Source organism: Nostoc sp. (genome assembly GCF_036917235.1).
In the GTDB taxonomy this organism is placed as follows: domain Bacteria; phylum Cyanobacteriota; class Cyanobacteriia; order Cyanobacteriales; family Nostocaceae; genus Nostoc.
This window is the reverse complement of sequence record NZ_JBALDU010000079.1, coordinates 13,938-26,924: the sequence shown is the minus strand read 5'-3', so window position 1 is coordinate 26,924 and position 12,987 is coordinate 13,938. Positions and strand designations below refer to the sequence as shown.

The window sequence follows — 12,987 nt, the reverse complement described above, 5'->3', positions numbered from 1 at the left end:
CTTTCCAGAAGAAGTCTTATAGAGGAATCTATCTATAAGGTTTACAGTGCATCTCCGATCTAGATTGCTTTATGCCTGCTATCTTGATTCTTATTTAAAATACCAAGTCGCCTTCATGATGTATCAATAGACGACTTGGTATTAAAATATGATATCAACCGTAGCTTGATTAAAAACTTCCAGGATTGTCATCAAGTGCCAGCAAGAAATTAATCAGGTCTGCTTGCTGTTTGGAATTAAACCCAGATTGTCTATCTACGTAGAAGTGATGTCCTGTGCCATCAAGGTTACTACGCACTAAACTAGGGTTAGCTTTATTGGCTTTTACAACCAAACTACGAAGATCGCGATCGACCAAGGCACGCAAGCTGCTAGCAGGATCGGCAGGTATACCTTGGCTAAGAGTCCCAGATAGCCCTAAACCATTCTTGTTAACAACCGTGAAACTACCATTTGAGTTCACTTTCAGGCTTCCTGCCCGTACAGCTGCACCACCATCGTGCAAATATGGTGCGCTTAAATAAAGACCACGCAAGGAAGTAGTTTTGTAACCGCCTTTTGGCAATATTCCTTTGGGTAGAGTTGTGGGAGTATCAGAGATCCCCTGCGTTGGTACATCCAGCACTTCAGCACTAGCAGGTATGGGAACAGGAGTGTTAAAGGTGTATAGCTTGGGTGGTACTAACAAATTACTCAGCCCTAAGCGAGATTGGGCACGAGCGGGGTTAGTACGAATTTCATCAATTGGATGAATTTTGTTGTCGGTGAAGAAAGGTGGAATATGGCAAGTAGCACAATTGGCTTTCTCAAATACTTTTGCGCCACGCTTAACAGAATTGCTGTTCAACGCTTGCCAGTTTTCTGAAGTTTTGTTGGCAGGTGGCACTAAGCTATTTTGAAAAGCAGACATAGCATTGGCAGCAAATAAGAAAGGACCACTCGCAATATCACCGGGCTTTTGAGTATTTGGGCTGAAAACTAAACCGTTGTAAGTAAACAAACTAGGGCGCAGGTTTGGGTAAGTTCCTGTCCCAGGAGCAGGAATTTGGTCTTCTAATTGTGCTTGTGTAGGATTCGGTGCGATCTTCCGTAGCCATTCAGAGGGTTTTACTATCACTCCTTCTGGTAAACGTAGGCTGGGAGTGGCAGCGTTTTGCAGAAATGTACCAATATAAACCTCTGGATCAATACCAAGGGTTTTTGCACTTAGTTGAGCATCTGCCGACAGATTGATTTCCGAAGAGTGAACACCATTGTTGATAGTACTCAATCCCGCAAACGGGCCGACAGCAAACTGTCCATCAGTTCCATAGGGATGATCCTTAAAGGTAAAGATATTGGGGATTTGAGTAGTGTTTCTAATACCATCCGGTGAACTCTCGAAATGACCAAAAGGTACGTCTAACACTGCATCATCAAAAGCTTTTTCAAACTTTTCAGGATCGGGTAATTCTACTTTATTACCTTTGCTGTCTAGAATAATTTTCCCATTACCTTTATATTGTGGATCTAGGGGGTTGAAGTTTAACCGCGCAAACCCTGCGGCTGTATTTGGTGCTAAAGCAATCAGCAGTGGCGTGGCAATTTCGCCATTAGGTACTCCTAAAAGACGTTCACCCTTATTTGAAAGAGATATATGGCATATAGCACAGCTAATATCAATCTTAGGTGTGATTCCTAGCCCAATGGGAAAAGTCCCTCCCTTTTCCACTTTTAAGCCTGTATTAATGACACTTCCTTGGGGAAAAGTTCGACTACCTAGTGTGATATTCTTCTTAAGAATAATTTGTAAGTTCGTTGTCGGCTGACCTTGCAACTTAACTATTGCTGTCTGTATTTCTGGCAAAATTGTAGCAAGGCCAAATCCAAAACCAAATACCCCTTGCAAGCCAAATGTGTCACCAATTTTGCGGTTGAAGAATATATCTTCGCCTTTTGCAATTAATTCTTTAGTAATTTTAACTGCCCCTACCCGCTGATAGGAAATGGAATTTTTAGGGTCAAATCCTTTATTTACAACTAGTTGTGATGCTTCTTGAGGACTCAGCAGTTTGCCGAAATAGTCGTAATAGCCTAATGGTTGAGTAGGAGCAGGTTGCAAAAGGTCAATTTTTGCGAAAGCTGTCTGGCTTGTCATCAACCAATTTGATAACAAGATGCCAAAAACACTAATGAGAAAAATACAGATTAATAAGAAAATCTTGGTTTTTAAACCAGACAACACCCTAAAGACACCAGTCTTAGGGTTGTTTTTTTTGTTTCATAGTGAGGTATTAACTAAAAACCTATGGGTAGATATATCACACTATTACGTAAAGATATGTAATAGTGTGTTTAACTTTTTTATCAATTTGATGGCTGGATTACTTACTTGTATCTAAGTATATGCTCATAAAACCATCACTCATATTGAACCTAAAGGCTTGTCTTACCTACCTCAATCTATTTTTTTATTCGTTGAACTTCAGGTTAAATTTAATGAATTCTCTCTCTAAGTAATTGTTCTTCTAAAGCAGCAATGCGATTGTAGGCTGCTGTTAATTGCGCTGTCAGTCGTTGTATTTGAATTTCTGGTGTTATATTATCTCCAGCTTGACGATGCATATCTAGATAAATGCCATCTGTCAACACATCCTTGTGTTCCATTTCTGGATTTATATTATTACGTCCTTTAAACTGGTAGCCTCCAGCCGCGCCATTTTGTTGATAATTATCCTTTGCTTGTGTATTCGCTAAAGAACACTCTGAGAAAGTTTGAGTGACTTTACTATCAAGCTGCTCAATTACTTGGCACAGGTCATCCAGCTTTTGGCTTAAAGTCAGGATCTGCTGCTGTAATAGCTCCATTTAATACCTTTATCCGTACATTTTCTCTATGTTATTCAATTTACTCTCAACCTTAACGATACTTATGGATTATTTAAGTATTGATAATTTTTGCTGGAAGTGTGACATTTAAATCATTACTTCTCAATACAAGCAAGGTTTCACTACAAGTACCATCAAGTAAATTTATGGAGAAAAATTAATCATTAGGTACTAATTTGACAAAAAGCTCGCTAATTTGAGCCAAATCTTCAAAATCATCCGTATTGTCAAGAAAAAATACTGATAAATCTCCAACTCCACCTTTTTTAGCTAGTCAGCCACTGGTGAATCTCTGCTTAATATTAGGTATAATCAAAAATCTCAAATCCCAAATCAATGGATCGACGGTCTTTTTTGCTAAGTACAAGCACGCTGGCACTTTCACAACTGCTTTTTGGCTGTGGTGGAAACAAGCAAGCGCAACTAAAAGTACAGTTATTAAAAGGTTCTATACCTGGTCAGGTGGTGAATCAGTTCCATAAAGGTTTGCAGCAACAGGTGCAGTTAAAGTTTGCCCCAGTCGAGCGGATACAGGATTTATTTCAGCAATTACAAAATTGGCAGCAGAAACCAAAGACCAGCGATGAGCAGGGATGGAGTCGTTTTATACCCTTTAGGCAAGGTCAAAAAGCCGCTGACACAGACCTAGTGACATTGGGAGATTACTGGCTACAAGCAGCTATTGAACAGAAATTGATTCAACCACTCCAAGAAGTGCAGGGAAACCAATTAAAACAGTGGTCTTCTTTAGATGAAAGGTGGAAACAACTGGTAACGCGCAACGAACAAGGTATTTTGGATACTCAAGGGAAGGTTTGGGGTGCGCCTTACAGGTGGGGTAGCACGGTAATTGTTTATAACCGTGACAAGTTCCAAAAATTGGGATGGACACCCAAAGATTGGAGTGATTTGTGGCGAGATGGAATGCAGCAGCGTATTTCCCTACTCAATCAACCACGAGAAGTTATTGGTTTGGTCTTAAAAAAGCTAGGAAAATCTTATAATACAGACAATCTTGACCAAGTACCAGATTTGGAAAAGGAATTACAGATATTAAACCAACAGGTGAAGTTTTACAGTTCCAATAACTATTTGGAACCTCTAATTATGGAAGACACTTGGCTAGCGGTTGGTTGGTCAAGCGATGTATTGCCTGTTCTGGGACGTTATCCGCAACTTGCCGCAGTTATCCCCCAGTCAGGAACAGCAATCTGGGCGGACTTATGGGTACGTCCTGCAGGGATTACTAAGGATACTTTATCAGATCAATGGATTGATTTTTGTTGGCAACCAAGCACAGCTAAACAAATTTCGGTGCTGACTAAAAGTAATTCGCCAATTTCTACAAATATTGCCGCTTCTGATATCCAAGAACCATTATGGAGTTTGTTAGAGAGCGATGTCTACGACGGGCTACGCCTACGCAAAGTTTTCGATAAAAGTGAATTTTTGCTTCCCTTACCCCCATCAGCAATAAAACAATACGAGTCTTTATTTGCCAAAATTAAGGTTTAATTGGGAATTGGGAATTGGGCATTAGGCAGAGGGGCAGAGGTAGAAAAACTTACTTTAACTGCTCCCCTGCATCCCCAGTACCTATAAAGAACGCTGTAACCCTATCTTGTTCTTAATAGTGGTTTGGATACTGCATAAAGCTGGACTTGTACTAAAGTTGCAAGTGTAGGTTGCCAAGGGTTCTTTTTGATAATTAAATACCCGGACGTTGTAACCAAAGTTCCGTGCTGTGCTACCCAAGCGATTTACGAAGTCGTAGCGTTCTATATACTCTAGTAAACTCCAAATTTGCTGATTCACGATCAAGTCTACTCGTGCAGGTTCTTTGTCAGAAGCTGGATATGCTATCCAATTATCTAATAGCTTTTTCTCAGAGTTTTGTTGTGCCCACCATAAACTCGGAACGGTTAATCCTTCTGGATGAATGGTGTTAGCTGTGATTATATAGTCTTTTGGCTTGGTCAATAACTCTAGTTCTAAAGGCGCACTAGAAGGTGACGGTATTGGGGGCGTTTGCGCTTGTGAGGGCGGGACTAATAAAGTGGTGAGGGCGATGCTTAGTAGTAATGAAAATGATGTTTGGCGATGGCTGCGCCAACGCCTGCCGTAGGATGCCCAAAGGGCTGTAGGGCGATCGCACAATTTAGGTATATACATAACTAATTTGTAATTCGTAATTAAGGAATTAGTAAAAATTCGCACACATTAAACTTTAATGGCAACGATGCGAATTCTTCGATAGTCTGCTGTCCAAGTTCCTTTTTGATACAGCGTCGGCTTGAGATATTCCTCCACGACGCGAATTACTTGTATTTGTTGCTCACTAGACAGTCCTGCTAAAAAAGAGCTAGCGAACATCCGAATCCAGTTGCCCATACCTGTTTCTCCTTCTGCTAAAGGAGTTGGACGAGCAAAAAGCATGGCATAGATGACATCAAAGCCTTGCTGTTCTAGTAGGCTGGCGTACTCGCCAATACTAGGGAAATACCAAGGATTTAGGGCTTGTGCAGGGATATTAATTGCTTCTAAGGCGCTTTCCAAAGCTGTAGCGATCGCTTGCACATTTCCCTTACCACCAAATTCTGCGACAAAACGCCCTCCTGGTTTTAGGGATTGATGGATGGAAGCGATCGCGCTCTCTGCTTCTTTCACCCAATGTAATACAGCGTTGGAAAACACAGCATCCAATGGCTTGTCTACTTGGAATTTCCTAGCATCAGCAACATCAAAGCGGATATGGGGATAGTTTTCTCTTGCCTTTTCGATCATCGCGGATGCATAATCAACTCCCACGACTTCAGCGCCAGCTTGAGCAATTTTTTCTGTGAGTTGTCCAGTACCACAACCAAGATCCAAAATGGATTCTCCTGGCTGAGGGTTGAGGAATTTTAGTAAGTCCTCGCCATACTGCCAGACAAAGGCGTGTTTATCTTCGTAAAGAGTAGCGTCCCAATAATTTTTAGCTATTGAAAGATTATTCATAGGTAGTTAAATTACAGTGTGTTGATTTGCCGATTGATGACCGCTCGATCATCACAATAAAAAAGATTTTTAATTATGTCCAATATATATTTTCACCTTAACTAATATTTTAAAGATATGAGTTAGAAGAACAGATGGAACTACGACACTTACGCTACTTTGTCACCTTGGCAGAAGAACTGCACTTTGGACGGGCGGCGGAACGATTGCACATTGCCCAACCTCCCCTAAGTCAACAAATTCGGCAGCTAGAGGGAGAATTGGGTTTTGAACTGTTTCACCGCACGAAACGAAATGTGCAGTTAACAGAAGCTGGGCAAGTGTTTTTGGGTGAAGTTCAGCAAATTATGAGGCAATTACAACAGGCAATCCAAGTTGGGCAGCAAACTAGTCGCGGCGAAATTGGACAGTTGGTGGTCGGCTTTGTCAGTTCTGCGGCGTATAATATTTTGCCTATTATTTTGCGAACTTTTCGTAGTTACGTTCCTGGTGTGAGCATCGAGTTGCATGAACTGACTACAGATCAACAGTTAGAGTGGTTACGAGAAGGTCGAATGGATGTAGGATTCCTGCGTCCACCTGTTGAAGAAAATAGATTTAGTTGCGAAACAATTTTTCAAGAGTCGCTGATGGTGGCACTACCTGAAGCACATTTCCTAGCGAGTCAATCCGATCTGTGTTTGACATCCCTTGCCAATGAACTGTTTATTTTATTTCCCAGGATATTAGCGCCGGGACTTTATGATTTAATCATTAGTGTCTGTCAGCAAGCAGGCTTTAGCCCCAAGGTTGCTCAAGAAGCTATCCAAATGCAAACGATTGTCAGCCTAGTAGCAGCCGAGATGGGTGTTGCGATCGTCCCAGCATCTTTGCAAAACCTGCAACGGATTGGGGTAGTTTATAAAACTGTAGAAGAACCTACCCCAAAAGTTAGCATTGCAATGATTTGGCGAAAAAACGAGACATCTCCAACCGTACAGAGGTTTCTAGAGGTGGTTAGACAAGCTTCCCAGTCGTGGTAAGTGTAACCGTTATTACCTAAGTGCAGACACTCCCATAGGGCCACGAGTTACACCCAATTGATTTTGCAATTTCAACTCACGCCAGAGTTGGGAACCTGTAATTTCACCCTGTAATAATTGACGATAGCGATGTATTATTTTAGTCACTTGGTCTGGAGTTTCATTCACAAATTCGATGCGAAAGTGACTTAATCCAAGTTCTATGAGACGCTGTACATACTCGGCTCCAGTCTGGGCAGTGCCGTTAAATACAGTATTACGGCAACCTACATCAGCCTTGAGGATGTGTTCGCTGCCTACACGGTCTTTTAATTTTACTTCCTGCTTTTCACAAGGTCGCCCACAGTTAGTATGATCTGTACCTGTCGATAGAAAAGCACAGAATACGCAGTGTTCCATGTGAAACATCGGTATATGTTGATGGATTGTCACCTCAAACCACTGGGGTGGACAACTGGTGAGCAGGTCTTGTAGTTGCTTAATATTCAGGTCATAAGATGCCGTCAGCCGTTCAAAACCAAAGCGTTGCTGAAAGTAGTCTGCTGTTAAGGGATTAGCAATGTTGAGCGAGAAATCTCCAATACAACGGTCTTGAGCAAAGAATTGCAATTGGTCATAGTTCCGTATCAGATAGCCATCTGCTTCACAGGCGCGTACCTGCTGCAAAATCCAATTTTCCCCAGGTTTGGTAATTCGGGGTGGTGCAACCCAGATTGTGGGGAGTTGGAAGACACGATTAATCGCGTCTGTACAAAAAGGAGTTAGGAGTGAAGAATTGTCTGCTTTGTTTTCTTGCTGTTGTTGGCGTACCATTTGCACCGCTTCTCGGTAGGCGCGGGGGTCTTCAAATTCACAATACAGTGTTTCAACTCCGGCTTTGAGGGCGGCTTGGAGTTGCTTAAGGTTTCGTACTAAGACGATGAGTGAAGGAGATAAGGGGGATGAGGAAGATGAAGAAGGGAGTAAGTCTTGGAAAGAGACATCAGAATGTAATTGCCAGCGTTTGGGATGACTTCGCAATTCTTCCAACTGTGCTACGATTTCCCGTCGCATCCGGTTTAATTCACTTACGGGTAGCATAATAGCACCGCTGAGGTGGTTGGTTAGCTGTCTCAAACAGAAAGGGGTGTTACCCAAACGACCAAATTGTTCTTGTAAACGGTCTGTATCTAGTGGTTTGGTATGGGCTTCAACTAGTGAAATTGCGGACTCTACCTGTACAATATTACCGAGTCGATCGCGGGCGATCGCAATCAACGCCTGACCAACTTCTCCATAAACCTTCAAGTCAATCGGACGTTGAAATTGAGGATTCTCACCTGCAAAACTCTGACGCACTTGCTTATCGAGTTCTGGATCGCTGGTTTTCCAAATGCGATCGCCTATATGTACTCGGCGCAGGTTCAAGTCATTTCGCCCAAAGGTCAGCATAGTTTCCTTACCCTTGGACACCACAGCATAAACCCGGCCGCCTTCTTCCTTCGCTTCTGGATGACCGCAGTCAAATACAATTCCATCCCCTGGTTTTACAGGTGCTTCCAGTTTGATTGTTACCTGTTCGTTGTGAATGCGGGTGACTTCACCTAAATAAACCCCACGTTTTTTACCAAAGCGGGCGTGAACTAGTTCCTGATTATTAATCCCGCTAAACCAGCCCGTGTAGAGTCCGCGAGAAAATGCCATTTCTAGGTTGTAGTGTTCTTGGTCTGATTGACCTCTCCCCCAACCCCTCTCCGAAACGGAGAGGGGAGCCTTTATTCCCCTTTCCCTTGTAGGGAAAGGGGTTAGGGGGTTAGGTCTTTCCAATTCAGTCATTACACTATCCAAAGCTTGTCGATAAACACGGGTGACATTAGCAACATACTCTGGAGCCTTCAAACGACCTTCAATCTTGAGACAAGTTACTCCAGATTTCACCAAATCGGGCAAAACATCTAACCCTGCTAGGTCTTGAGGACTGAGTAAATATTTGCGTTCTTTTAAATTTACAATTTCCCCATCGGCGATTAAATCGTAGGGCATCCGGCAAGCTTGGGCACATTCACCTCGGTTAGCAGAACGTCCGCCTAAAGCCTCACTAGTCAAACACTGACCGGAATACGCCACGCACAAAGCACCGTGAACAAAAACTTCTAAGGGCAGCGAAGTTTGCTGTTGGGCAATCTGCTGCTGAATTTTATTGATTTCTTTGAGAGAACATTCACGCGCCAGTACCACCAATTGACAGCCAAGAGACTTAGCAAATTCCACCCCAGCCGCACTTGTAATTGTCATTTGCGTGGAAGCATGGATGGGAAAATCGGGGGAAAGGTGACGGATGAGACGGCATATCCCAATATCTTGAACGATCGCGGCATCCACACCAGCTGCAATAATTGTGCGGAGATATTGCTGTGCTTCTGCTAGTTCTTTGGGAAATATTAGTGTGTTGATAGTGACATAACCCTTTACACCGCGACGGTGCAAAAATGTCATCAATTGGGGTAAGTCCGCCTCAGTAAAATTTTGTGCCCGCATTCTGGCGTTAAACCGATCCAAACCGAAGTAAATCGCATCTGCCCCATTTTCCACAGCAGCTTTAGCACACTCCCAATTACCTGCTGGCGCAAGTAGTTCAGGACGTTGAAGGGAGAGTTGGGAAGAAGGGCGATCGCTTTTCATTAGATTTAGGGAGGGTTAACTAGCACCATAGTGATTTTATCTAAGTTATTGGGGGATGGTGCGATCGCTCTCTCATCTGCGGTTCATTCAATCCTCTTCTTCTCTGCATCTGGAGTAAGTAGACAGGCGAGAAGAAACAGAACTATATTAAATTTAGTTAAAAAAAAGTTTGGCTAAGTTCTCAATGTATTAACAAAATGGAAATTCTTAAATCAAGCACCGCCATAAATTGGAATTAAACCTGTGCCTGCTAAAGATGCTTTTGTGCGATTCGTTGATTAGTGAATCACGGTTTTAGTCCGTACATAACTAATCCAGTTTGACAGCAGATTACTGTCATTAAGGACTGAACTCTCAGAATGATGGAGGTGAAAGTCCTCTCCGCGAGATTCTAGCGTGACTCCTTAACTGCCCACACCGACCAAGCTCAATTCTTGGAGAGTGAAGCTGGGAACAGGGCGCAACCAGACTAGCCGTTATGGGCTGACACTGGCGCTAATAGGGAGTTCCTAAGGTGAAATAGAGCCTAAAAAAGCAACCTATTCTTTAAGCAGGGCATAAGCCAACAAGCCTGACTTCATCAGAGATTAAAAACCCGCAGCATATGAAGGCAATACAGCGCTTCCGGCTATTATGCAATATAGTTTTATTCTCGCCCCTCTCCTATCATCGCTTTCAGCTTTTAGGACGTACCTCATAGCTGCCGGAAGTGCTGTAGCTGCCTGCAAGAATCCAGGGTTTCTGATGGTTGAAGTGGCTACACCTAACGGAACAACCAATCATCTGAGGGAACGAAGAAAAACGATTTGAGAGTCATGGAAATGTCGATTCCATGTAGGCGAGATGAGACGCGGAACTCTTTCAAGTCGGGTAGGATGCGGCGTAATTGCTGCAAGGTATTCAGAGTACACTTAATGGAGAAGAGCATGATTAGGCACAGTAGCAATACTAGTGAATCTTGGAAGACTTTACCCTGGAAGCAATTCCAGAAAGAATTATTTCGCCTTCAAAAACGAGTGTATAAAGCAATTTGTACAGGAGACAAGCGGAAAGCGCGGTCATTACAAAAGCTTATTCTGAAGTCCAAAGCAGCTAGATTTCTGGCTATTCGACAAGTATCTCAGCTAAATGCGGGGAAGAAAACGGCAGGCATTGATGGTAAAAAATCCCTTAAGTTCAAGGAACGTTTCGAGTTAGAAGCGCACCTTAAGAACGAATCAGGAAATTGGAAACATCAAGGTCTTAGAGAGATACCCATTCCTAAAAAAGATGGTACTACCAGAATGCTGAAAATTCCCACTATTGCAGACCGCGCATGGCAATGCCTTGCAAAATATGCACTAGAACCAGCACACGAGTCCACTTTCCACGCCCGGAGTTACGGATTCAGAACAGGACGTTCGGCACATGATGCCCAACAATTCCTATTCGACAATCTAAATTCCCAAGCCAACGGAATAGATAAGAGAGTTATAGAACTTGATATCGAAAAGTGTTTCGATAGGATCTCACACTCCACCATCATGGATAACTTGATAGCCCCTAACGGGATAAGAATCGGGATTTTTAGATGCCTAAAAGCCGGAATAAAACCCGAATTCCCAGAGCAAGGAACACCACAGGGCGGGGTCGTAAGTCCTTTGTTAGCAAATATTGCCCTAAACGGGGTCGAAGATATCCATAGATATCACAGGATTTCTACTTACAGAATTACTGAAAAGACCTCAGAAAAAGACATTAAATACCCTTCCGTTCGGTACGCCGACGATATGGTTATAGTGTTAAGACCTCAGGACGATGCAAACGAGATACTCGGAAGAATCAACGAATTTTTAGCAGCACGCGGGATGAAAGTAAGTGAAAAGAAGACCAAGATTACTGCTGCGACCGATGGTTTCGACTTTCTAGGATGGCACTTCAAAGTGCAAGCCAACGGAAAATTTAGATGCACTCCCTCAGTGGAAAACTTCAAAAAATTCCGCGAGAAAGTTAAGAACATCGTCAACTGCTCAAATTATGGCTCTAAAGTGAAAGCTGAAAAGCTAGCACCAATAGTTAGAGGATGGAGAAATTACCACAGGTTCTGTGATATGCAAGGGTCAAGATTATCACTCTGGTTCCTTAATCACCGAACCCATACGGTATTCAACAAGGAAACGAAGAATACCCGCGAATCAAGTACTAAACTTGTCAAAAAGGCATTCCCAAGGGTTCCATGTTCCCAGTCAGGATACGTCATGGTAAAAGGAAATAAATCCCCTTATGACGGTGACTTACCTTACTGGAGCCAACGCAATAGTAAATTATACGACGGCGCAACCTCCAAAGCTTTACAAAAGCAAAGCCATTCATGTAGTTATTGTGGACTGAAATTGACAAGCAACGAGCGGGTTCATTTACACCACATTGATGGGAATCATGATAACTGGAAAGCCAAAAACCTCCAAGCAATACATGAGTCCTGCCATGATTATATACACATGAGCAAAAGCTTAAGCTAAGAATATCGGGAGCCGGATGTAACGAAAGTTACACGTCCGGATCTAACAGAGAGGTGCGGAGCATAATAGCTCCCATCGACTCTACCCATACAGTTGTCAAAACAGCACTTGAGAAAGATGGCTGGTTAATCACTCACGATCCTTATGCTCTACAGGCAGGAACCCTTGAATTATATGTTGATTTAGGAGCAGAAAAAGTTATTGCAGCCGAAAAACAAGGACAAAAAATAGCTGTTGAAATTAAAAGTTTTCTAAGTCCGTCAAAAATTACAGAACTTTATGCTGCATTAGGACAATTTATCATTTACCGAATTGCTTTACAAAAACAATAAGCCAATCGTACTTTATATTTAGCAGTTCCTAGTACTGTTTACAATGAGTTTTTTATCCTTCCATTTATCCAATCTGTAATTAAAACTAATCAACTCTGTTTACTAATTTATAATATTGAACAGGAGGCGCTCGCAGAATGGCAAAGCTAGACGAATATCGACAATATATTAAGAATTTGCTTCAACAACACGCCAGTATAGTTTGGGATAATCGTATTCAAGCACAGACAATTTTTGATACAGAACACGATCGTTATCAATTAGTTTATGTAGGTTGGCGCGATCAAGACCGCATATATGGGCCTGTTCTGCATTTAGATATTATTAACGAGAAAATCTGGATTCAACAAGATGGGACAGAGGTAGGAATTGCTAATGAATTGATTGAATTAGGTGTCCCAAAAGAGGATATTGTTTTAGGTTTTCAGTTACCCTCTGTGCGTAAATATACAGATTCTGCCGTTAGTTAGTTGAATTTATTAAAAATAGCGATCGCTCTCTCATCTGCAATTTATTAATTAAGGGTAGGTTTCAAGCCGCTTTTAACGATTGTATCTGCGATCGCTCTGCATCTTCTGGTTAAAAAGCGCGCTCGTTATTACACAA

Annotated in this window: 10 protein-coding genes and 1 pseudogene; 5 read left to right on the top strand and 6 right to left on the bottom strand. The window is 42.3% G+C overall.

The window, feature by feature from the left end; genetic code table 11:
* Positions 1 to 169: 169 nt before the first annotated feature.
* Both V7K44_RS22910 and V7K44_RS22905 read right to left on the bottom strand, forming a co-directional pair.
* Positions 170 to 2,137, bottom strand: coding sequence for a di-heme oxidoredictase family protein (locus V7K44_RS22910; RefSeq protein ID WP_334934670.1), 1,968 nt, complete (start codon positions 2,135 to 2,137; stop codon positions 170 to 172).
* A 338-nt stretch (positions 2,138 to 2,475) separates the two neighbouring features.
* Complete coding sequence (locus V7K44_RS22905) at positions 2,476 to 2,847, bottom strand: hypothetical protein (RefSeq protein WP_094349198.1); 372 nt, start codon at positions 2,845 to 2,847, stop codon at positions 2,476 to 2,478.
* A 357-nt stretch (positions 2,848 to 3,204) separates the two neighbouring features.
* On the opposite strand from V7K44_RS22905, the gene V7K44_RS22900 reads away from it, so the two are divergent.
* The gene (locus tag V7K44_RS22900; protein ID WP_334934667.1) at positions 3,205 to 4,383 is read left to right on the top strand and encodes an extracellular solute-binding protein; all 1,179 of its coding nucleotides are present in this window, start codon (positions 3,205 to 3,207) and stop codon (positions 4,381 to 4,383) included.
* Positions 4,384 to 4,464: 81 nt separating this feature from the next.
* Here V7K44_RS22900 and V7K44_RS22895 read toward each other — a convergent pair whose 3' ends face one another.
* Together V7K44_RS22895 and V7K44_RS22890 are read right to left on the bottom strand one after the other, a co-directional pair.
* Positions 4,465 to 5,040, bottom strand: coding sequence for a hypothetical protein (locus V7K44_RS22895; RefSeq protein WP_334934664.1), 576 nt, complete (start codon positions 5,038 to 5,040; stop codon positions 4,465 to 4,467).
* Positions 5,041 to 5,088: 48 nt separating this feature from the next.
* Positions 5,089 to 5,865, bottom strand: coding sequence for a class I SAM-dependent methyltransferase (locus V7K44_RS22890; protein WP_334934662.1), 777 nt, complete (start codon positions 5,863 to 5,865; stop codon positions 5,089 to 5,091).
* A gap of 134 nt (positions 5,866 to 5,999) precedes the next feature.
* On the opposite strand from V7K44_RS22890, the gene V7K44_RS22885 reads away from it, so the two are divergent.
* On the top strand, positions 6,000 to 6,887 hold the full coding sequence (locus tag V7K44_RS22885) for a LysR family transcriptional regulator (RefSeq protein ID WP_334934660.1): 888 nt from the start codon (positions 6,000 to 6,002) through the stop codon (positions 6,885 to 6,887).
* 12 nt (positions 6,888 to 6,899) lie between these two features.
* On the opposite strand, the gene V7K44_RS22880 is transcribed toward V7K44_RS22885, so the two are convergent.
* Together V7K44_RS22880 and V7K44_RS22875 are read right to left on the bottom strand one after the other, a co-directional pair.
* Positions 6,900 to 9,548 carry a U32 family peptidase gene (locus V7K44_RS22880; RefSeq protein WP_334934658.1) on the bottom strand — a complete coding sequence of 883 codons (2,649 nt, stop codon included), beginning with the start codon at positions 9,546 to 9,548 and terminating at the stop codon, positions 6,900 to 6,902.
* Positions 9,549 to 10,311: 763 nt separating this feature from the next.
* Positions 10,312 to 10,443 (bottom strand): hypothetical protein, encoded by a 132-nt coding sequence (locus tag V7K44_RS22875; protein WP_334934656.1) that lies wholly within the window; start codon positions 10,441 to 10,443, stop codon positions 10,312 to 10,314.
* 31 nt (positions 10,444 to 10,474) lie between these two features.
* Here V7K44_RS22875 and V7K44_RS22870 point away from each other — a divergent pair, with 31 nt between their 5' ends.
* The 3 genes and pseudogenes from V7K44_RS22870 to V7K44_RS22860 all read left to right on the top strand — a co-directional run bounded on the left by V7K44_RS22870 (position 10,475) and on the right by V7K44_RS22860 (position 12,851).
* Entirely contained in the window at positions 10,475 to 12,049 is a 1,575-nt protein-coding gene (locus V7K44_RS22870) for a group II intron reverse transcriptase/maturase (protein ID WP_334934707.1), read from the top strand.
* Positions 12,050 to 12,102: 53 nt separating this feature from the next.
* A pseudogene (locus tag V7K44_RS22865) lies at positions 12,103 to 12,531 on the top strand (element excision factor XisH family protein).
* Positions 12,519 to 12,851 (top strand): XisI protein, encoded by a 333-nt coding sequence (locus V7K44_RS22860; RefSeq protein WP_334934654.1) that lies wholly within the window; start codon positions 12,519 to 12,521, stop codon positions 12,849 to 12,851. Before V7K44_RS22865 ends, V7K44_RS22860 begins: the two are co-directional and overlap by 13 nt.
* The last annotated feature ends 136 nt before the right edge of the window (positions 12,852 to 12,987 follow it).

Bases quoted from the DNA above. Each gene is read 5' to 3' on its own strand.
- V7K44_RS22910 (WP_334934670.1), bottom strand. From the start codon at position 2,137: ATGACAAGCCAGACAGCTTTCGCAAAAATTGACCTTTTGCAACCTGCT.
- V7K44_RS22905 (WP_094349198.1), bottom strand. From the start codon at position 2,847: ATGGAGCTATTACAGCAGCAGATCCTGACTTTAAGCCAAAAGCTGGAT.
- V7K44_RS22900 (WP_334934667.1), top strand. From the start codon at position 3,205: ATGGATCGACGGTCTTTTTTGCTAAGTACAAGCACGCTGGCACTTTCA.
- V7K44_RS22895 (WP_334934664.1), bottom strand. From the start codon at position 5,040: ATGTATATACCTAAATTGTGCGATCGCCCTACAGCCCTTTGGGCATCC.
- V7K44_RS22890 (WP_334934662.1), bottom strand. From the start codon at position 5,865: ATGAATAATCTTTCAATAGCTAAAAATTATTGGGACGCTACTCTTTAC.
- V7K44_RS22885 (WP_334934660.1), top strand. From the start codon at position 6,000: ATGGAACTACGACACTTACGCTACTTTGTCACCTTGGCAGAAGAACTG.
- V7K44_RS22880 (WP_334934658.1), bottom strand. From the start codon at position 9,548: ATGAAAAGCGATCGCCCTTCTTCCCAACTCTCCCTTCAACGTCCTGAA.
- V7K44_RS22870 (WP_334934707.1), top strand. From the start codon at position 10,475: ATGATTAGGCACAGTAGCAATACTAGTGAATCTTGGAAGACTTTACCC.
- V7K44_RS22860 (WP_334934654.1), top strand. From the start codon at position 12,519: ATGGCAAAGCTAGACGAATATCGACAATATATTAAGAATTTGCTTCAA.